Annotated in this window: 21 protein-coding genes; 12 read left to right on the plus strand and 9 right to left on the minus strand. The window is 45.3% G+C overall.

Annotated elements, in window-relative coordinates:
* Positions 1-68: 68 nt before the first annotated feature.
* Positions 69-830 carry a LytR/AlgR family response regulator transcription factor gene (locus DDR33_RS02145; RefSeq protein WP_238387626.1) on the plus strand — a complete coding sequence of 254 codons (762 nt, stop codon included), beginning with the start codon at positions 69-71 and terminating at the stop codon, positions 828-830.
* Between the two features lie 117 nt (positions 831-947).
* A complete protein-coding gene (locus tag DDR33_RS02150) occupies positions 948-1946 on the plus strand; it encodes an alpha/beta hydrolase (RefSeq protein WP_109414098.1) in 999 nt (332 codons plus the stop codon).
* Between the two features lie 61 nt (positions 1947-2007).
* Here the strand turns inward: DDR33_RS02150 and DDR33_RS02155 are convergent, their stop codons facing one another.
* Positions 2008-3090, minus strand: coding sequence for an alkaline phosphatase family protein (locus DDR33_RS02155; RefSeq protein WP_202913629.1), 1083 nt, complete (start codon positions 3088-3090; stop codon positions 2008-2010).
* A 209-nt stretch (positions 3091-3299) separates the two neighbouring features.
* Between DDR33_RS02155 and DDR33_RS02160 the strand changes: the two genes are divergently transcribed.
* Positions 3300-3899: a DJ-1/PfpI family protein gene (locus DDR33_RS02160; RefSeq protein WP_109414099.1), complete on the plus strand. Its 600-nt coding sequence runs from the start codon at positions 3300-3302 to the stop codon at positions 3897-3899.
* A 259-nt stretch (positions 3900-4158) separates the two neighbouring features.
* Positions 4159-5142 (plus strand): hypothetical protein, encoded by a 984-nt coding sequence (locus tag DDR33_RS02165; protein WP_109414100.1) that lies wholly within the window; start codon positions 4159-4161, stop codon positions 5140-5142.
* Positions 5143-5295: 153 nt separating this feature from the next.
* Here DDR33_RS02165 and prfH read toward each other — a convergent pair whose 3' ends face one another.
* The 7 genes from prfH to DDR33_RS02200 all read right to left on the minus strand — a co-directional run bounded on the left by prfH (position 5296) and on the right by DDR33_RS02200 (position 11022).
* Positions 5296-5913: a peptide chain release factor H gene (gene prfH, locus DDR33_RS02170; protein WP_109414101.1), complete on the minus strand. Its 618-nt coding sequence runs from the start codon at positions 5911-5913 to the stop codon at positions 5296-5298.
* A 2-nt stretch (positions 5914-5915) separates the two neighbouring features.
* Positions 5916-7316 carry an RtcB family protein gene (locus DDR33_RS02175; protein ID WP_109414102.1) on the minus strand — a complete coding sequence of 467 codons (1401 nt, stop codon included), beginning with the start codon at positions 7314-7316 and terminating at the stop codon, positions 5916-5918.
* Positions 7317-7616: 300 nt separating this feature from the next.
* Positions 7617-8531 (minus strand): helix-turn-helix domain-containing protein, encoded by a 915-nt coding sequence (locus tag DDR33_RS02180; RefSeq protein ID WP_109414103.1) that lies wholly within the window; start codon positions 8529-8531, stop codon positions 7617-7619.
* A gap of 92 nt (positions 8532-8623) precedes the next feature.
* A complete protein-coding gene (locus DDR33_RS02185) occupies positions 8624-9397 on the minus strand; it encodes an SDR family NAD(P)-dependent oxidoreductase (protein ID WP_109414104.1) in 774 nt (257 codons plus the stop codon).
* A 93-nt stretch (positions 9398-9490) separates the two neighbouring features.
* On the minus strand, positions 9491-9997 hold the full coding sequence (locus tag DDR33_RS02190; protein WP_109414105.1) for a hypothetical protein: 507 nt from the start codon (positions 9995-9997) through the stop codon (positions 9491-9493).
* A 24-nt stretch (positions 9998-10021) separates the two neighbouring features.
* Positions 10022-10414, minus strand: coding sequence for a DUF3592 domain-containing protein (locus DDR33_RS02195; protein ID WP_109414106.1), 393 nt, complete (start codon positions 10412-10414; stop codon positions 10022-10024).
* A 110-nt stretch (positions 10415-10524) separates the two neighbouring features.
* On the minus strand, positions 10525-11022 hold the full coding sequence (locus tag DDR33_RS02200) for a 3'-5' exonuclease (RefSeq protein WP_109414107.1): 498 nt from the start codon (positions 11020-11022) through the stop codon (positions 10525-10527).
* A gap of 131 nt (positions 11023-11153) precedes the next feature.
* Between DDR33_RS02200 and DDR33_RS02205 the strand changes: the two genes are divergently transcribed.
* From DDR33_RS02205 to DDR33_RS02215, 3 genes are all read left to right on the plus strand, one after another.
* Complete coding sequence (locus DDR33_RS02205) at positions 11154-11831, plus strand: hypothetical protein (protein ID WP_146198676.1); 678 nt, start codon at positions 11154-11156, stop codon at positions 11829-11831.
* Positions 11832-11989: 158 nt separating this feature from the next.
* Positions 11990-13144 carry a PQQ-dependent sugar dehydrogenase gene (locus tag DDR33_RS02210; protein WP_202913630.1) on the plus strand — a complete coding sequence of 385 codons (1155 nt, stop codon included), beginning with the start codon at positions 11990-11992 and terminating at the stop codon, positions 13142-13144.
* 39 nt (positions 13145-13183) lie between these two features.
* A complete protein-coding gene (locus tag DDR33_RS02215) occupies positions 13184-13609 on the plus strand; it encodes a c-type cytochrome (protein WP_109414110.1) in 426 nt (141 codons plus the stop codon).
* A gap of 14 nt (positions 13610-13623) precedes the next feature.
* Here DDR33_RS02215 and DDR33_RS02220 read toward each other — a convergent pair whose 3' ends face one another.
* On the minus strand, positions 13624-14007 hold the full coding sequence (locus tag DDR33_RS02220) for a nuclear transport factor 2 family protein (protein ID WP_109414190.1): 384 nt from the start codon (positions 14005-14007) through the stop codon (positions 13624-13626).
* A 324-nt stretch (positions 14008-14331) separates the two neighbouring features.
* Between DDR33_RS02220 and DDR33_RS02225 the strand changes: the two genes are divergently transcribed.
* The 5 genes from DDR33_RS02225 to mscL are packed head-to-tail and all read left to right on the plus strand — an operon-like array spanning position 14332 to position 18088.
* The gene (locus DDR33_RS02225; RefSeq protein WP_109414111.1) at positions 14332-14712 is read left to right on the plus strand and encodes a hypothetical protein; all 381 of its coding nucleotides are present in this window, start codon (positions 14332-14334) and stop codon (positions 14710-14712) included.
* Between the two features lie 11 nt (positions 14713-14723).
* Positions 14724-15806, plus strand: a complete 1083-nt coding sequence (locus DDR33_RS02230) for a serine hydrolase domain-containing protein (RefSeq protein ID WP_109414112.1) — start codon at positions 14724-14726, stop codon at positions 15804-15806.
* Positions 15796-16878: a sensor histidine kinase gene (locus tag DDR33_RS02235; protein WP_109414113.1), complete on the plus strand. Its 1083-nt coding sequence runs from the start codon at positions 15796-15798 to the stop codon at positions 16876-16878. The genes DDR33_RS02230 and DDR33_RS02235 overlap by 11 nt, the downstream gene beginning before the upstream one ends.
* Before the next feature lie 4 nt (positions 16879-16882).
* Entirely contained in the window at positions 16883-17650 is a 768-nt protein-coding gene (locus tag DDR33_RS02240) for a LytR/AlgR family response regulator transcription factor (RefSeq protein ID WP_109414114.1), read from the plus strand.
* Positions 17651-17695: 45 nt separating this feature from the next.
* Positions 17696-18088 (plus strand): large-conductance mechanosensitive channel protein MscL, encoded by a 393-nt coding sequence (gene mscL / locus DDR33_RS02245; protein WP_109414115.1) that lies wholly within the window; start codon positions 17696-17698, stop codon positions 18086-18088.
* The last annotated feature ends 253 nt before the right edge of the window (positions 18089-18341 follow it).

The following is an 18341-nucleotide window of genomic DNA, read 5'->3' on the forward strand; positions in this document are numbered from 1 at the left end:
TCTGATAAGCTGCAGAAACTCCGGTCTTTAAAAAACCGGAGTTTTTTGTTTATTTTAATGCCTTCAAAATGGCAATGAAGGTATTGATTGTTGAGGATGAAGAATTGACGGCCAGCGAACTCCGGGCTATTTTATCGGAAACAGATGCTTCCATTGAAGTATCTGCCGTAGCAGCGACTATTGAAGCGGCTGTCAAAATACTCAGGGAATCAGCTCCCGATCTGATCTTTATGGATATCCACCTGGGTGATGGCGATAGCTTTGAGATATTTCGCAGGACCGAGGTCAGGTGTCCGGTGATCTTTACAACCGCCTACGATCAGTATACGCTAAAGGCCTTTAAGAACCAGGGGATCGATTATATTCTTAAGCCCTATGACCGCCGGGATATAGAGCAATCACTAAAAAAGCTGAAGAGCCTGACAGAACAATCATTCCGGCAGGAAACCGAAACGCCGGTAAAGCCTCTGCAGCTATTGCCCGGAAGCCGCAACCGCTTTATGGTCAACCTGGGAAGCCGCATTAAGACGGTTAATGCCTCAGACATTGCATATTTCATGGCCGAAGGCAAATACCTTTATCTCTTCACCCGGGAAGGAGAGTCTTATATCCTGGATGAGACCATTACCAGCCTTGAGCCTCAGCTTTCACCCAGTGAGTTCTTCAGGATCAACCGCAAGTTTATCATTCATATCAGCTCGATCCGGGAGATGTTTAAGCTTTCCCGTAACAGGATTAAAATAGTGCCCGATCCGGTACCTCCGGACAACCTCGCGGTAATTGTAAGTGAAGACCGGGCATCCTTGTTCAGGTCCTGGCTTAATATGTAAGCTTTCTCATTTTCTTATCCTACATTAAGTTGGGGAGGATGGTAAGCACGCTACCTTAGCAATATAGAAACGAAGTAGATTTGTAATTGAATATTCATCACCTTAAAACAAATAACTATGAGCACGTTAACAGGAAATGAGGTAAGCATCCTGCCAGTTGCAGAAGATCCTGCACTTTCAAAAGGAACAAAAGCATTTTTAGAAGCCCTGAATGCACCCGGAGGCCCCGGACTTGAAACGATGTCGCCCGAAGACGCCCGCCAGGTACTGGTAGGAGCACAAAAATCGGTTGAAGTAGATTACTCTGGAATTGAAGAGTCGGAAAAAGAAATAACCGCAGACGGTTATAATATTACCCTTAACATCGTGAGGCCCGAAGGAAGCACAGATATTTTGCCAGTCTTTATTTTCATCCATGGCGGCGGCTGGGTGCTGGGAGATTATCCTACCCACAAACGGATGGTAAGAGACCTGGTGGTACTTTCGGGAGCGGCTGGGGTATTTGTTAATTATACGCCTTCTCCCGAAGCGCGCTATCCACAAGCTATTAATGAGATTTATGCAGCAACTAAATGGGTAGCAGAAAACGGGCATGAAATTGGAGTTGATGGTAAGAACCTGGCTATCGTGGGAAATAGCGTAGGAGGAAATATGTCGGCTGTTACCGCCATCAAGGCGAAAGAGCAGGGCGGGCCAGAGATTAAATTGCAGATCTTGCTGTGGCCTGTTACCGATGCTACTTTTGAATGGGAATCGTATAAGAAATATGGGAAAGACCGTTTCCTGACTACTCCTCTTATGCAGTGGATGTTTGATCATTATACCACTGATCCGGAGGAACGGAAGCAGATCTATCTGTCTCCTTTAAATGCCACTAAAGAGCAGCTGCAAGGCCTTCCTCCTGCTTTAATACAAGTTGCTGAGGCTGATATCCTGCGCGACCAGGGAGAGGCTTACGGACGTAAACTGGACGAAGCGGGTGTTACGGTGACTACCATTCGTTATAACGGCATGATCCATGACTTTGGTTTACTGAATCCTCTCGCTCATCTTCCCCAGGTGAAATCCCTCTTTGTTCAGGCAGCAGCAGAGTTAAAGAAATATTTGGGTCTCTAAGTTTGGTATGGCGGGCCTGAGACTGTTTCAGACATCAGGCCTGCCTGTTTTGTTAAGCGGTTTATTTTAGTGCTATTCCATCCTCTACCGGATGTTCTGCTTTAAAACGGACTCCAAGGAATGAAGCCATCGTTTGCGCCAGTTGTTTCTGGTAAAGCTGAACCTCTTCATGAATTTCTCCTTTTTCCGTCATTCCCGGCGCCATCACAGCAAACCATGTTTGATCCGAGCCTTCCACTTTCGAACCGTGGCTGGTCCAGCCGGTGCCTGTACCCCGACCGTGGTCAACGGTGATCACTAAGGCTGTCTTATCGCGATATTGCGGGTTCGACTGAACGTATGTCCAGATTTCCTTCAGCCAGGCATCCACCTGGTGAGCGGCATCCAGGTAAGATCTGTATTTGCCGGAATGTGCCCACTCATCTGTTTCTCCATAACCGATATACAAAACCCGCGGGCTCTTTTTCTTCAGGTACTCCATTGCCGCATAGTGTGTAAACACGTCCAGGCATTCACCCTCGTTCCATGGTTTATAACTGTCGGCAAGCATCCTGTTTCTCAGATTATCCTCAGCAGAAGGGTGTTCCCCTCCGGCTTTGTCAAAAGCACACACCACCGGGAAGCCAGCAGCTTTTTCATTCAGGATCCGGTCGAACGCGTTCCATGCCCCGAATGCACCTATCTTTCCTTTAAACGCAACTTGCTTCTGAAGGAAAGTCAGCAGGCTGGTATTTGGATTTGATGTGTACTCGTTTGAGTTTACCTTCACATCCACATATCCCGTAAACAATTCACTATAGCCGGGATATGAGAACCAGTACGGATTTGCGTTGTTGACTTTCGTGCCTTTATCCCGGTTTCCATACAGGCTGCCCTTCGCAGCCAGCTCGCTCCAAAGGAATGGAAAAATCCGGCTTCTGCTCTCCTCCGCGCTTTTTGCGGAGTACTTTTGATAGATAAGCAGACTGTCGTGTTCATTAAATCTTTTGCTGTTGGCGAGAGATGTGTCCACCCCTTTAAATACCTCCTGCCATCTCAGGCCGTCGGTAGTCACCAGGATCAGATTTTCAATTTTTTTCTGAGAGAATAAGCTGGCTGAACATAAAGTCAGCAAGCAGGAAAGAAGGAGTTTTTGTATACTCATGAGATTAAAAATATGATGGTTTAATTCAGGTTGCACTGCGGGTGCAAATACTAAATAAAGTTATGCAAGCTTAGGGAAGTCAGATTATGAATTTCTAAATAAATAGTTAACCTTTTAGGGAGCCGGCAATGAGGATATAGAAAAAGCTAAATCTACATATAATCTTAATTTTAGTAATGTTACCTTTATCTCAAAGTCATTCATTATCCATGACAAACGTCAATTTACTCATCTTTGATCAGTTTGAAACACTTGACCTGTTTGGCCCTGTCGAAGTTTTAGGCCGGATCGACACGATGAACCTGTGTTACTATTCATTGCATGGGGGGCTTGTGCAAAGCCGTGATAAGGCGAATATTATGACTGGCAAAATCAGTGACGCAGACGCACGTGGAATCCTTTTGGTGCCCGGCGGAATGGGAACACGTCCTCTTGTCAGTGACGATGAGTTTATTTCTGTATTACGATCCCTGGCTGAACAGTCTCTCAATGTGCTCACCGTGTGCACCGGTTCCGCATTGCTTGCAAAGACTGGTCTGCTGAATAAAATCAGAGCAACTTCCAACAAAAAGGCTTTCGACTGGGTCAGATCAGTAAACAGGGATGTTATCTGGATGGAAAAAGCGCGTTGGGTACATGACGGCAAATTTTATACTTCTTCCGGCGTTTCCGCTGGCATTGACATGGCGCTGGGATATGTCGCAGATTCATTTGGTAAAGACCAGGCTTTAGAAATTGCCGGACATATTGAGTATGTATGGAATCAGGATAGTTCTGATGATCCATTTTCAGCAAAAGGAAAGAGCTGAGCGGGATCGCTATACTTAACTTTCCTCCCCTTATGAACGCATCCTCCCGATACCTGATTGATGTCCCCTTATGCTAAAACGTATTCCAGGAATGGTTTAGAATACGACCCTTGCTATCTTTCAGCTTGATTATAAATTATCGCAATGTCCTTTGTATCATTTTTGCTCGGGATCCCGTACTGCTTATAGGAAAACAATAACTATTGTAGGGCTAAAACAATACTATACTTATAAACTCTTTGAATTCAATCATTGTCTCATGAATTATCGTAAAACTTATACCTCTATCCTGTCTGTTGCAGGAAAGGCTTTTTCCTTACTGGTGCTTATCGTCCTTTTAACAAGTTGTGAAAAGGATGACTCGCCGGACGGCAAGGGGCCGTTAGCCATTGGGCAATCCATTTTGGTTAATAACGGGAATGTCCTCGTCAGCGGTGTCAGGTCGGAAGATGGCCGTGTCAGTTCGAAATATTGGATCAATGGCGAAAGTGCCGGGCAGTCAGCATTTAATGAACTGGTTGGGAACCATATGGGATATAAGGAAGCGGTAGATGAGCAGTTCAGAACTGGTTATACGTATAAAGACAGGCAAGGGGAAATCCAAAGGTTTCGGTTCAACCAGGGTAGTAGCGTCGAGAATGGACGGATATTCTACTATGAGAATAACTCGATGGTGCGGATGGATAATGACAGCACCGGAATCCTCTCATCTGTTACTTTTTATGATGACAAGGCTATTTTTGCCGGTTCTCTGGGGAAATTGACATCCAGTATAGCCGGTAGTTCGTTTCATCTCAGGAGTGCTTTTATATGGGATGCCCATTCTGCTTTGACCGAATTGCCCCTTCCCGAACAAAGTACTTCCTTCCAGGGGGTCAGCTCGGTCTACATCGGCGGAAATGATGAGTTTTACGTTGGTGGTTTTTGCGGTGTCCCCATGTACTGGAAAAATACAAAGCCAGTTGTTCTGGATACACGTTATGGCGAAATCTGGCAAATCACTAAATCAGGTTCGGATGTCTATGCGGCGGGGTTAATTAATAAACACAATTCTAACAGCACAGCGCATACAGCATGTTACTGGAAGAACGGAGTGCTTCACGAACTCGAAGATGGCGCTCAGGCGTACGGGATATTCGTTGATGGGATTGATATTTACATATCAGGAGCGGTGGGGAATGTTCCGGCGAGCTATAGGCCGTGCTATTGGAAAAATGGCGTGAGGGTTGATCTGCCAATGTAAAAACCTCTAATTGGTAGACAAGCTGTTGACCAATTAGAGAAACATCTTAACGGCCGGAAGCTTTATGTGAATTGAATGCAATGAAAGCTCAGCGCCTTTAAACCCCATCGCGAAGACTAGTGCATCCTGCGATGGGGCTAAGTATCAATATCACTAGATCAATGGTGCTTTAACCGTTTTGACCGGATTGCCCCGCTCCAGCGCGTTATGCTCCTGCCAGTAACCTTTCTGCTGTTCAATCAGTTGTTCTGTTTGCCAAACCATTAGTTTAGCTTCGAGCCTGGCCATACAGAGTTTCCTGTTTTCCATCTGAGACCGCGTATCCATGGCTATTACCTGTAGCCCCGATGGAATATGTTTTCCCCGGACCGCTGTTTCCACCTTGTTTACATTTTGTCCGCCGGGACCTGATGAACGGCACGTTTCCAGTTTTACATCTTTGGGGTTCCATTCCATCAGTTGCTTCACGTCGAAGGTCGCTACGCCGACAAACCAGTTTTTGCGCTTGTGGTACCTGCGGTAGGGACTTTGTGCTATCCATTGTATGGTGCCAGTCCATTCTTTTACAAAGGCGTCAAGTTTATTGCCGGTCGCCATCATGGTGGCGGACAGCAAAGTTCCATTTAATTCACCGGGCTTGTTTTCCAGTATCTCTATCTGAATACCTTGCTGCTCCGCATGTTTCATCATCAGTTTTTGCACGCAAGCCACGACCCGGCAGCATTCTGCCGGGCCTTTGCCTGAAGTGATTTGTATCAACATCTTTTTCATCACTACTCCTTATTCATTCTGACAATCCGCGGATAGAACTTGCCCTGGATATCTACCAGGTCGCTTTGGGCGGCTATCACCGTTTCAATATCCTTGTAGGCCAGAGGATTCTCTTCAACGGAGCCGCCAATTAAGGTTACGCCAGCATTGGCCAATAACTTTTTCATGGCAGATACCGTCATGCTCTCCTTCGCCTTTTGCCGGCTCATAGCCCTGCCTGAGCCATGTGAGGCCGAGTATAGGGCGTTGCCCGTCCCCTTGCCTGATACGAGGTAGGCCGGGGTGGTCATGCTGCCAGGAATAATGCCCAGTTCCCCTTTGTGAGCTGGTGTTGCTCCTTTGCGGTGGATCACAACATCCCGGCCATCAGTCAACCGGTCTTTCCAGGCAAAATTGTGATGGTTCTCTACCACACGCAACGCCTCCTGGTTTAAAGCCTTTATCAGGTTGGCATGAATGCGCTCGTGGCACGCTTTGGCATAATCACCGGCCAGTGTCATGGCCAGCCAGTATTCCTGGCCGGCTTCGCTGTTCAGATCCAGCCAGGCTAGTTGCTGCGAATGGCGCGGTAATTTGCAGGTATTCATCGCTATCTGGGTGTAGTGCCGTGCTATAGCAGAGCCCAGGCCCCGGCTTCCCGAATGCGTCAGCAAAGCAGTATACTTTCCCGCGGGTAATCCGATGGTGTTATCAGTGAACAGCTCCATTTCACCAAACTCGGCGAAATGGTTGCCACTACCCGATGTACCCAGTTGCCGCACCGCTTTGCTGCGCAGCGGCTTTAACATAGCTATCTCATTGAACACCGGGCTATCTAAAACTTCATGTTCCTGCCTTGTGTCCAAACCTCCTTCCATCCCAAAATGGGTATGGGCTTTCAGCGCCTCCCTGATCTGGTACTCATACCGTTTCAGGAAACTTTCGTTTTCGCCGATAATAGACAGTGCCATCCGGCAACCGATATCCATACCAACGGCATACGGGATCACTGCGTGATCTGTCGCCAGCACGCCGCCAATGGGGAGGCCAAAGCCCATGTGTGCATCTGGCATTAGTGCAGCTTGTACGCTTACAGGCAGCAGCGTGGCCAGTTCCATTTGTCTTTTAGCTGCCGGCTCAATACCCTTACTTCCGTAAGTTTTGCAAAACACCGGTTCATTCCGCAGTTCAAACGCTTTAAACGAAGGAGCACCAGCCCTTCCAATGATCTTCTCCGCTATTTTACCTGTCAGTTCATCATCCAGAAATGCTTCCGGATTGTCTTTAATTTCCACGAGCAGATCGAGCAGCTGCTGCCTGCTGTGGTGTTTGAAATTTTTAGAGGTTATGCCAATGACCAGGCTTCTGAGCTGGTCATTATGATAACCTATTTTACTTAAATCTTTTGATCTTAAATTGCCCATGTGGGGTACGTTTCTAAATCCAACTATCTGGTTCGAAATGTTATTGGGTTCTGATTCATCCACGAGTGAGGATATACCCTTTCCAGGAGTGCTCAAAAAGCCCTGTAAATGAATGTGGCAGGCATAAGATATCATCAGAGCCGCTTTAGCGGCTTTAACTTATCGCTGATAAAGAAATACAGTAGTTTACCTGCCTAACAGGCAATGAGCGAAAGGGGCGATATGTAGTGTAGTTCTGTCATGATTCCTTGATATTAAAGGGTTAACAAATCAGGAATTGCGTGCAAAGATAACACTTTTTTAATTAAACGCCGACCTGAATTGCACAGGCGATAACTTGGTTTTCATTTTGAACAGCCTGCTGAAAGACTGCGGATATTCGAAGCCTAACTGGTAGGCCACTTCATTGATGGTGAGGTTGGATGCCGACAATAATTCTTTTGATTTTTCGATCAGCTTTTGATGAATATGCTGCTGAGCGTTCAGTCCGGTAAGAGAACGAAGCATATCACTCAAATAATTGGGCGAATAATTTAGTTGCTCTGCCAGGTATTGTACCGTTGGCACACCGAGGCAGAGCGGTTTTTGTTCTGTAAAGTAAGCATTCAGCAGCTCTTCCACCTGCTGAAGCAGATCGCTGTTAACCACCTGCCTGGTTAAGAACTGACGTTTGTAAAAGCGCTTTGCATAACTCAGCAAAAGTTCGATCTGCGCAATGATCACTTCGTGGCTGAAGTCGTCGATCCGGCTTTCGAGCTCATCGCGAATGATCTGATAGATCGCCAGCATTGTTGTTTTTTCCTGCTCTGAAAGATGCAGGGCCTCGTTGTTCGCGTACGAGAAAAAACCGTATTGATTGATCTTCGCTGCCAGTGGATAACCCTGGAGAAAATCCGGGTGAAAGATCAGCGAATACCCTTCATTGTTCTCGTAACTTGCTGAACCGCCTACGACCTGGTTGGGTGCCGTGAATAAAAGACTCCCTTCGTCGAAATCATAATAACCCTGGCCATACCTGAATTTTCCGCTCAGCTTTGTAATGAAAGAGATCTTGTAGAAACCGGGAATGTAACTGCTGGGCAACCGCTGAAAATTCAGCTGTCCTTTAAGGTGCAGCAGGCTGATCAAAGGATGAACAGGACCCGGCAGTCCTAACAGACGATGTATCTCTGATATGGATTCCAGTTTACTGATTTTCGGCGCTTCGTTTTTCATTCTGAAAGATAACAACTATGACCGGCGGGTGCTTCAGCCGCCGGTCATAAATGAAAATTGGTCACTTTCCGGCTAAGGATAGTGAATGCTGATTACCAGGGCATTGGTCCATCCGGACCAGTGAAGCCGCCGGTTGGCCCGTCCGTCTCCAGTGCCACACGAATCGGTTCGCGGGAGCCTACTTCAAGGCTGTCCGTTCCCTGGAAGTTATTCAGGGCTGTGGCTGTAAAGCCCGGACTGACAGCGTTTACTTTTATCCCCTCTTTTTCAAGCTCCAAAGCGAAAGAGAGGGTAACGGCATTCAGGGCTGTTTTAGAAGCGGCATAAACCACACCGAAATGTTCTCTCGCCCAGCAAGCAGGGTCGGAGATCCAGGTCAGCGATCCCAGTCCGCTTGATACATTAACGATGCGGGCGGCTGATGATTTGCGTAACAATGGCAGGGCGGCCTGGGTTGTAGCAATAACTCCAAAAACATTGGTCTCCCACACTTTACGTACCTCGTCCAGGGAGGCAGTAGTGGCACGTCCCTCTGCCATTACTTCTTCCAGTGAACGGCCTGGTTTGCCGGCGTGCGATATACCTGCATTGTTCACCAGGAGGTCAAGGCGACCATTTTCCTTTTCTATATGCTCCATCGCAGCGCTGATTGTGGCCTCTTCTGTTACATCCAGCTGTATTGCACGTGCGCTGAAACCGATATCGGCAGCTGCTTTCTCCCCGTTGCCCAGGTTGCGTGATCCGACATAGACGATGTAACCATTTGCCGCAAGTTCTTTGGCAATCTGAAAGCCTACTCCCTGGTTGGCTCCGGTGACAAGCGCAACGGGCTGATTTCCTGTTGAATTTTCAATTTGATTTTCCATATATTAAGATTGATAAATGAACAAAGCAAAAGTGAGCATTCGTCATCTCTGCGATCTAACCGAATCACGTAGACTTCTAACTGAATCAGGAAATCAAAGGATTCCCATAAGTAGCTTGCGTGTTTCTATGTCGTTGGCTAGTTTATCAAGCCAGTAAATGATCAGAAGGGAGAAGAGATTTACTATTATGGAAGTATTTATTCCTCCTTCAGAAGTGTATTGAAAAAGATAAGTCGATAATGTGAGGTTCAGCTCTGGCAGAACTCTGTCATTAGCAGCAGTAATTCCAGCCCCAACATTAATCCCTGAACAATAAATGAATGCGCCTACTGAGATTTTTATTTGAAATACCTGCAGGATTTGGTTCCATGTAGAAAGTTTGATTCCTTTTATATTTGACTTTCTCAGAAGGTTGCCGCAATAAATCGAAAAACAAAAAAGGCTAGCTGCAAGCAGATACAGGAGCAGGTTTATGCCGGTTAGAGCAGGCTCATAAGCTAACATGCGGATAGTTATAAAAATCCCGATCAGTCCTCCGGTAATCTCGTAGTAACCGATTCCTTTCATACGGTCTTCAATATCGAAGGAGAGCAGTCTCATGATATATTTGTGAATAATTCCTCTTTATTTCAACAAGCAATAACCGTAATATGCTGAGAAAATTGTCCCTATTACCAAAAATGCCATTTCAGATAATTGCACTTTATTACTGATAATCAGATACGATTCCGGATCTTCCTCTTTGTAAACCAAATTCACTTTCTCCCTTTTTTTAAACAACGAAGGGCTGCTTCCATCAGAGTATTTTGCTGTTATCCAAGAACCATCTTTCATCATGAACCTGACCACTGGGTATATCATTGACCCATTTCTGTGGCTTGATTCCTCTATGAGGTCTATGACTGTTCCCTCCGTTGATATTCCTTCCTGAAGAAGGTGGCGTCTTTTCTTCTGCCTGAAAAAATAAACGGATAGGAAGATTATTCCGATGAAGCCTGTAATGTTTGTAAATTCCATGGTTCCTTGCTTAGGCCGGTTCTAATGTAAGAGAAATAACAGAATTATCGGTTAACTTCAATTATGAGACCGGGGCAAAACCCTGGTTCCTCTCATGAATATAACCAATCTTATCGTGAAATAACAGTATTGTTCCCGTTCCGCAAATATCTCAGGTAAAGCTGTGCGCACGCCTGTGCATCTGAAAGCGCATTATGATGGCTCAAACTGATCTTATACATAGAACAGAGCTCCGCGAGCTTTCGCTTATATATCTGATAGGTACAAACTTTGGTATAATCAGGAACCTTTAATTTATAGTATGCGAGTGTTTGTTCCAGACAGCTGCAATCGAATGCGGCATTATGTGCTACTATTTTTTGTCCTTCGATAAAAGGAAGCATCGATTGCCAAATGTGGTTAAAAGCAGGGGCATGAGCGGTCATCTCTGCCGTAATTCCATGAACCTGTGTATTGTAAAAGCTATACTCGTTGCCGGGTGGCTTGATCAGCACATCAAATTTCTGAGTAGGCACTCCTTTTTCTACCCTGATGAGGCCGATCTGGCAGATGCTCCATCGTTTTCCTTGTGCGGTTTCGAAATCAATTGCTGTAAACGTGTCGGGCATGCGGTTTTGTTAATGAGACAATTTTCAGATCAAAGATATTGATTTTGGACGCAAAACAAACAGGCGGTTGATGAGGGGAAATTCCTTTCGATGAGGATTGCCGGAAGCTGAAAATATTGTAAATTGGACGGATGAAAACTAGCCAAACCTTCTGCTTCTTATCTTCCCGGATAGGGATGCTGATAATGAGTATTACCTTCTTTCAATGTAGCAATCCGTCGTCAACAGCTAAAAAAACTGCTGTCGATAGTAATACAACAAAAGGTTTAGTCTCATCTGAATCCATACTTTTGCCTCCTCCTGACAGCGTACAGCTAACCGAACTGGTTAGAAATCTGTATAAATGGTTTGAAACAGAGAAAATGGCCCTCCCGCTCAGTTTTAGTCCAGTCGAAAACAGTGTCCCCGACACCGTTTATCATGGAATTGATCTTGCTGAAAACAGCAAGGCAATTGCCAAACTCAGGCAAACCGGTTTTTTTACGGAAAGCTTCTTAGCTGATTATCGGAAAATTGCAGTAAGAATGGACAAGGAGTTGCGTAGCCGATCGGTGTCGTGGCTGGTGGGCGATATGTCTCCGTTTGGCAAGGGTAGCAATGAATGGTGTAACTGCCAGGACTACCCGGATAATTACTGGGACATCATTAAACTTGTCGATATCAGGATATCTAAAGACAAAGCTGGCTTTAAATGGACCTGGGGAGATAATTTTTATTACGCTGTGAGAGCAAAGAGGGAAGCTAGGTTGTGGAAGATTTCATATCTGGAGGGCTTCGATATGAAGGCATATAACTGGTCGGACAAATAAAGCTGGGAACAAATGCCTTAATGAGCACCTCTCAGGGGGGCACATGCCTGTATAATGGCTCGCTTGTTTAATAGTAAAAAACTCGTATTTTCACTACCTGCAAACCAAAACACACATAGTCCATTTTTTATGTATCTCAACTTATTTCAACTATGAAGATGAAAACGAAAAATACTGTCATTTTTGGAGGGCTTTTCCTTGCTTCGATCACTCTAATGAGCATTAATTCCGCTGCTGGTGAAAAAGAAAAGATGCCCCTGAATGAATCCGATCTTAAGGTTGAAACAGTGGCGAGTGGCTTAAGTATGCCTTGGGCTGTGGCTTTTTTGCCTGGAGGTGAGCTGCTGGTAACGGAACGTACCGGCAAGCTTCGTCTTGTAAAGGATGGCGTTTTGGATCCGCAGGAGATCACGGGGCTCCCAAAGAGCTTATTCCGGGGACAGGGTGGTTTGCTAGATGTGACGCTTCATCCGGATTACAAAAACAATGGATGGATCTATATCAGCTACTCCTCGCCCAAAGCTGAAGGTGAAGAGGGTGATGAGGGCGGAGCTAACACCGCCTTTATCCGTGCGAAGCTCAAAGACCATGCACTAACCGATATACAGAAGATCTATAAAGCTTCGCCTAATGTGAAGTCGACCGTGCACTTTGGCGGTCGTATTATCTTTGATAAAAAGGGACATGTGTTCTTATCACTGGGAGAACGGGGGCAAATGCAAAATGCCCAGAACCTGGCCAAAGGTCAGGGGAAGATCGTCAGGCTTTACGAAGATGGCAGAATCCCGGAAGATAATCCATTTGTGAAAGCCAACGGTGCAAAGCCGGAATTCTGGACCTATGGACACCGTAATCCGCAAGGTTTGGTGATCAACCCCAGCACCGGCGTAATATGGGAACATGAGCATGGTCCCCAGGGGGGAGATGAGCTGAATATTATTGAACCGGGTAAGAATTACGGATGGCCGCTGATCACATATGGGATTGATTATGACAACAGCATCATTTCGAAAGATACTGCCCGCGCCGGACTTGAGCAGCCTGTTATTTATTGGCGGCCTTCAATTGCCCCCTGCGGGATGGCTTTCATCAGCAGTGATAAATTTAAAGAGTGGAACGGCGATCTTCTTGTCGGCTCTTTGAAGTTCAACCATCTCCAGCATCTTACTGTGAAAGATAATAAGGTGGTAAAAAGAGAGATCATCTTTGATAAGATCGGCAGGGTAAGAGATATCCGTCAGGGGCCCGATGGTAATATTTATGTAGTGCTGGAAGACTCCGGTAAAATTGTAAAGATCAGTCCAAAGTCGTGAGTGTTCGCCTTGTTGTTTAAAACGTGTTTATTCAAGTATATGAAACTAATATTGTCTTTTGCCCTGATATTGTTTTTGGGCTTGTTCTTTTTTGCTGATTCATCACATTCTGCCGTTCAGCAAAGTGAACTGACAAAAAGTATCACCCGTGGAAAAGCTCTTTACATGGAGACTTGTATTACCTGTCATCAGGGAAAAGGGGAAGGGGCTCCCCCTGCTTTCCCTCCTCTCGCTAAATCTGATTTCCTGCTGAAAGATCCTGTCAGAGCCATCGGCGTTGTAAAATTCGGCCAGAAGGGAAAGATCATGGTAAATGGTAAGGAGTACGACAACATGATGCCTCCCCCCGGCCTTGCTGACGATGAAGTGGCGGATGTAATGAACTACATCCTGAACTCGTGGGGCAATTCATCAAAAAAGATGATCACCGTTCAAATGGTGAAAGCCGTGAAGGAGAAAAAGTAACGTTGCCGGGTTGGTTATTCTGCCGGTTCTTCAAAGTTGTCGTAATAAGTGAAGTCACCCGTTATCTTACCGTTTTCTATGGTGAAAATGGTACAGATGGGAAGTTCGAACTTTGAATGGTCCGGAGCGGTACCGGTTGAAATAAATTCAACAATGACATGCTTTTCACCTGAAGGATAAATCTGTACTATTTCATCTTTTACATCAGGGAACGTAGTACTAAGTTCAGAGTACTTACCAATGATTTGTTCTCTTGTTTGTTTAACAATGCCCGGTCCGAGTGAAGGATCCTTAAAATCTGCCGTTTCATTGTATAGACCGGCCATTTCTTTCCATTGATGCTTGTTGAAAAGATCAAAATACTTTTTGATCAGGGATACGTTTTCAGATGTTTCCATGGATTTTGGTGTTTGGTTATTACAGGATGTGAACACGGTGAATAAAACGATTACAAAGAAAGTATGCTTCATTGGACTATGTTATTTTGATGAGGATTCAACGAGTTGAATATAGTAAATATGCCAGAAAGGATCAACAACCGCGTCTTGTGTTAATTTATCGCCTGTCAGGAGCGTTAGGCTCGGAACTCCGGATTTCAGGCGATCCGTTCGCTGCCCGAAAAGGCGGTTTCATCCCCCAAAATTTCAGCTTCCCGATTATTAAAGATTAATAGCTTAAACGTCTGCTCTTTCTTTGTGTCTGAATATTAATGATAAAGAGAAATGAAAAAGCTTACGACACTTATTCTCTGCCTGTTGGTCGCATCGGCAGTCAGCCTCAGGGCTCAAACAAAAATGACAGATGAACAGCGGCAGGAAGCCCTTGCCAAATACGGGGAATTTAAAGCAAAACTAAATTTATCTGAACAACAGAAAAAGAAGGTGGATGCAGTTAACGCGGAGTTCGCTGAAGGCCTTTCTGCTTTAAGATCATCAGGAGATTCAAAAATGGCAAAGTACCGGAAGTTTTCAACTCTCCGTTCAAAAAGAGATGCACAGATGAAAGAGATACTGGATGAAGACCAGTATAAAGAATACAAGAAGTTTCAGGCTGAGATGAAAGAGGATTTCAAAAACAACAGAAAGTCTGGTAGTAAAAACTAAAACGGCATATTATGAGAACTATTTTAATTCTTCTTCTTCCCTTTTTAACGGGAAGCTGCAAAAAGGCAGATGATAATCCGTATAAGAACAGCAGGTATGATTTTTCTGCTGTCGACAAGTTCATAGAACAGAACCTCGACGTCTATCAGAATCAAGTGGCTGTTTTAGTTTCCCGCGATGGCGAGGTTATTTACAGGAAAGAAGTAAACCTGAATGTTAATACTCCCCGTGTCATAGCTTCTGCTTCAAAATGGCTCTCAGGAGCGGTGATCATGAAGCTTGTGGATCAGAAGAAACTCTCCCTGGATGACAGCGTCGGTAAATTCCTGCCTCTTTTTACCCGGAATCATAAGGGTATGATTACTATCAGGCAGCTCTTTTCTCATACTTCAGGTTTTGAAGGGGATCAGGAAGAGCCGGACGGCTTCTCTGACAAGTATGAGTATAAGCGTGATTTTACACTGGCACAGGCCGTAGATTCGATAGCGATGTATACGCCTTTAGTAAGGAAGCCGGGCACGGGATTTAGTTATGGAAGTGCCAGCATGCAGATAGCAGGAAGGATAGCCGAAATTGTGAGCGGAAAATCCTGGCAAAACCTCTTTGATGAAGCCATCGGCAGTCCCTGCGGGATGAAGGCTGTGTATTCTTTTAACGGGCCAAATCCGCTGATCGCAGGCGGCGTGAGGACAACAGCACGCGACTATCTGAATTTCCTTGAGATGATTGTTAATGGCGGTGTTTTTAAGGGTACTGAAGTCCTGACTAAACAAGCGCTTGATGAAATGATAAAGGATCAAACCGGGGGAGCAGAAATCGTGGCTACTCCTTATCCTGCAAATCCGTACTCTGAGTATGCTAACACAGGTTTGAGATACGGAATCGGCAACTGGCTGGATGTGGTTGACAAGTCCGGAAATATAATTGAATCAAGTAGTCCCGGACTTTTCGGTACTCATCCCTGGCAGGATTCGAAACATCATGTTGCCGGTATTATCTTTACCCGGACAAAGCCGAAGGAGAGCCAGATTACTAGTTTGAAGATCAGGCAAATGATAAGAGACATTATTGAAACCACGGATAATGGCCGTTAAAAATCAGAAGGAATCCCGGACAAACGAAGGCAAAGTATATAATATACCAGCGAAGAAGAAACTTATCTTCCTTACTTCGCTGGTGATAACGCTGGTCTTTATGCTGCCACGCCTGGCTGTCTTCAGCCAGGCAGACAGCTTTAGCAGGCCTGTTCATTTTAGTACCGCTGATTTTGTTGCAAAATCTTTTTATCCGTTTCTTGTTGCGGTCATTTTCCTTGCTCTTAATCTCGAGACCAGGAGAATTGAAGTGGGGAGGCTGACAATTGACTTCAGGAAGGCGGTGTGCCGGATCATTTTAAGCCTCCTGATGTTCTTTGTAGTAAGGTCGTTGTTGATTTTCTTTCACCTCTCTTTCTTTGATATAAGGGTGAATGAAAGGTTGTTCCGTTTCTTCTTTAGCATGAGCATCTTCATCGAGGTTCTGCTGATCATCCTGGTCTCACATATTTACCATCTCATATTTTCACGGCAGCAGTTATTGCTGGCAAATGAATCCTTACTGAAGATGAATTCAGAATCGCGGTATGAGGCTCTGAAGAACAAGGTAAATCCACACTTCTTATTTAATTCTTTTAATGTGCTTGGCAGCCTTATACAGAGCGATAAAGAGGCGGCTGCGAAATTTTTAGACAATTTGTCTGAGCTTTTCCGGCAGGTGCTTTCGGGTAGTAATACTGAACTGGTACAACTTCGCGATGAAATGCATCTGGCAGGTACATACATCGAGATTCTGAAAGTTAGGTTTGGCAATAAGATCCAGATCGCGATCAACATCGACCCGGATCGCCTTGCGTGGAAACTGCCTCACCTTGCAGTTCAGCTGCTGCTGGAAAATGCCGTAAAACATAATATCGTTTCTTCCAGAAAGAATCTGCTGATTGATATCTTTACGGATGAAGAAGGCAGATTAACGGTACAGAACAATCTTCAGGCGCGGAAAGGGGCGGTGCCCTCTACCGGGCAGGGGCTTGTTATTTTAGATCAGCGCTGTCAATACCTGGTGAATTCCGGGATCATCGTGAAAAGGTCTGACACCGGTTTCTCTGTTACGGTTCCACTAACTCAATAGATAAATGAAAGTGCTGATTATAGAAGATGAGGAACACGCAGCCTCGCATCTGATCAACCTGCTCCGTGTTATAGAACCGGATGTGGAGGTTACAGGGGTTATCGATAACACGGAAGAGGCGGCAGAATTCCTGGAAACGCAGCCGCCTGCTGACCTGATTTTCCTGGATATACACCTCTCTGACGGGCTTTCCTTTACCATATTTGATCATATCAGAGTAGATATTCCCGTAATTTTTACAACCGCCTATGATGAGTATGCAATCAGGGCCTTTGAATTGAACAGTGTTGATTACCTTCTGAAACCGGTTAATAAAGAAAGGTTGCAAACGGCGGTCGGTAAATACCGGCGCCTTGAACAGAGGAATGGCCGGGAGATAAATAAACAGTTGCTCGGCAGGCTGACTGAATTAATGAAAGAGGGAAGGAGTTACAGGCAAAGTTTCCTGGTTCCTTTCAGAGACCGTTTGCTTCCGGTGCCCACAGTTGATTTCGCCTGGTTCGAACTTTCAAATGGAGTGGTTCGTGGGATGAAGTTTGATTCTAAAATGCTCACGATGGAGGAAAGAAGCCTGGATGAACTTTCGGAGGTGCTGGATCCGAAACTATTTTACAGGGCCAACAGACAGTTCCTGGTAAACCGGGAGGCGATCCGGGAAATAGCTTATTTCTTTAACGGGCGCCTGTACTTAAAAGTTGTCCCTTCTCCCGAAGAGAAAATCCTGATAAGCAGAGCAAAGGCAGCCATCTTCAGAGAATGGATGTCGGGATAAAAACATAAAGTGTTATCTTTAATCTGTTATAAATCATAGATAATTATGTCGTTTATTAAAGAGTTTAAAGAATTTGCGGTTAAAGGAAATGTCCTTGAGCTGGCAGTTGCCGTAGTAATAGGCGGTGCTTTCGGTAAGATTGTGAGTTCTGTGGTGGATGATATTATCACCCCGGCGATTCTCACTCCAGCCCTTAAGGCAGCGAACCTGACCAATCTCAGTGAACTGGTAATTCCGGGGACGGCTATCAAGTATGGTAATTTCCTCTCGCAGGTAATTTCTTTCTTTGTTGTTGCCCTGGCACTGTTTGTTTTCGTTAAAGCGATCAACCAGTTTAAAAAGAAGGAAGCTGTTGCTCCTACCGTAACGCCGGCTCCTACTAAGGAGGAGGTTTTACTTACAGAGATCCGCGATCTTCTTGCAAGGAAAAATCCCTGATCTCCGGCCTTCGCATGATCTTAATCTTTCCTGCCAGAACGGGCGGGGGAGCTTGTTTTTGTCAGTTGTGAGTTGTTTGTCGTTTTTAACAGACGAAAAGAACATTTAAACTGCCTGGCGCCCTGTTTGTGAGTGCAGCACAATGAATGTTGTTTGTGAATTTCATTTACCGGTTCTTTTCCTTCGTTTACCGAATACTTGCTGTGCCCCGCCTAAATGCTATAGGCTGGCGGCTGTTCTCTCCCTACTTTTG

It is taken from the genome of Pararcticibacter amylolyticus (assembly GCF_003130405.1).
Lineage (GTDB): Bacteria > Bacteroidota > Bacteroidia > Sphingobacteriales > Sphingobacteriaceae > Arcticibacter > Arcticibacter amylolyticus.

Bases quoted from the DNA above. Each gene is read 5' to 3' on its own strand.
- DDR33_RS02145 (WP_238387626.1), top strand. From the start codon at position 69: ATGGCAATGAAGGTATTGATTGTTGAGGATGAAGAATTGACGGCCAGC.
- DDR33_RS02150 (WP_109414098.1), top strand. From the start codon at position 948: ATGAGCACGTTAACAGGAAATGAGGTAAGCATCCTGCCAGTTGCAGAA.
- DDR33_RS02155 (WP_202913629.1), bottom strand. From the start codon at position 3,090: ATGAGTATACAAAAACTCCTTCTTTCCTGCTTGCTGACTTTATGTTCA.
- DDR33_RS02160 (WP_109414099.1), top strand. From the start codon at position 3,300: ATGACAAACGTCAATTTACTCATCTTTGATCAGTTTGAAACACTTGAC.
- DDR33_RS02165 (WP_109414100.1), top strand. From the start codon at position 4,159: ATGAATTATCGTAAAACTTATACCTCTATCCTGTCTGTTGCAGGAAAG.
- prfH (WP_109414101.1), bottom strand. From the start codon at position 5,913: ATGAAAAAGATGTTGATACAAATCACTTCAGGCAAAGGCCCGGCAGAA.
- DDR33_RS02175 (WP_109414102.1), bottom strand. From the start codon at position 7,316: ATGGGCAATTTAAGATCAAAAGATTTAAGTAAAATAGGTTATCATAAT.
- DDR33_RS02180 (WP_109414103.1), bottom strand. From the start codon at position 8,531: ATGAAAAACGAAGCGCCGAAAATCAGTAAACTGGAATCCATATCAGAG.
- DDR33_RS02185 (WP_109414104.1), bottom strand. From the start codon at position 9,397: ATGGAAAATCAAATTGAAAATTCAACAGGAAATCAGCCCGTTGCGCTT.
- DDR33_RS02190 (WP_109414105.1), bottom strand. From the start codon at position 9,997: ATGAGACTGCTCTCCTTCGATATTGAAGACCGTATGAAAGGAATCGGT.
- DDR33_RS02195 (WP_109414106.1), bottom strand. From the start codon at position 10,414: ATGGAATTTACAAACATTACAGGCTTCATCGGAATAATCTTCCTATCC.
- DDR33_RS02200 (WP_109414107.1), bottom strand. From the start codon at position 11,022: ATGCCCGACACGTTTACAGCAATTGATTTCGAAACCGCACAAGGAAAA.
- DDR33_RS02205 (WP_146198676.1), top strand. From the start codon at position 11,154: ATGAAAACTAGCCAAACCTTCTGCTTCTTATCTTCCCGGATAGGGATG.
- DDR33_RS02210 (WP_202913630.1), top strand. From the start codon at position 11,990: ATGAAAACGAAAAATACTGTCATTTTTGGAGGGCTTTTCCTTGCTTCG.
- DDR33_RS02215 (WP_109414110.1), top strand. From the start codon at position 13,184: ATGAAACTAATATTGTCTTTTGCCCTGATATTGTTTTTGGGCTTGTTC.
- DDR33_RS02220 (WP_109414190.1), bottom strand. From the start codon at position 14,007: ATGGAAACATCTGAAAACGTATCCCTGATCAAAAAGTATTTTGATCTT.
- DDR33_RS02225 (WP_109414111.1), top strand. From the start codon at position 14,332: ATGAAAAAGCTTACGACACTTATTCTCTGCCTGTTGGTCGCATCGGCA.
- DDR33_RS02230 (WP_109414112.1), top strand. From the start codon at position 14,724: ATGAGAACTATTTTAATTCTTCTTCTTCCCTTTTTAACGGGAAGCTGC.
- DDR33_RS02235 (WP_109414113.1), top strand. From the start codon at position 15,796: ATGGCCGTTAAAAATCAGAAGGAATCCCGGACAAACGAAGGCAAAGTA.
- DDR33_RS02240 (WP_109414114.1), top strand. From the start codon at position 16,883: ATGAAAGTGCTGATTATAGAAGATGAGGAACACGCAGCCTCGCATCTG.
- mscL (WP_109414115.1), top strand. From the start codon at position 17,696: ATGTCGTTTATTAAAGAGTTTAAAGAATTTGCGGTTAAAGGAAATGTC.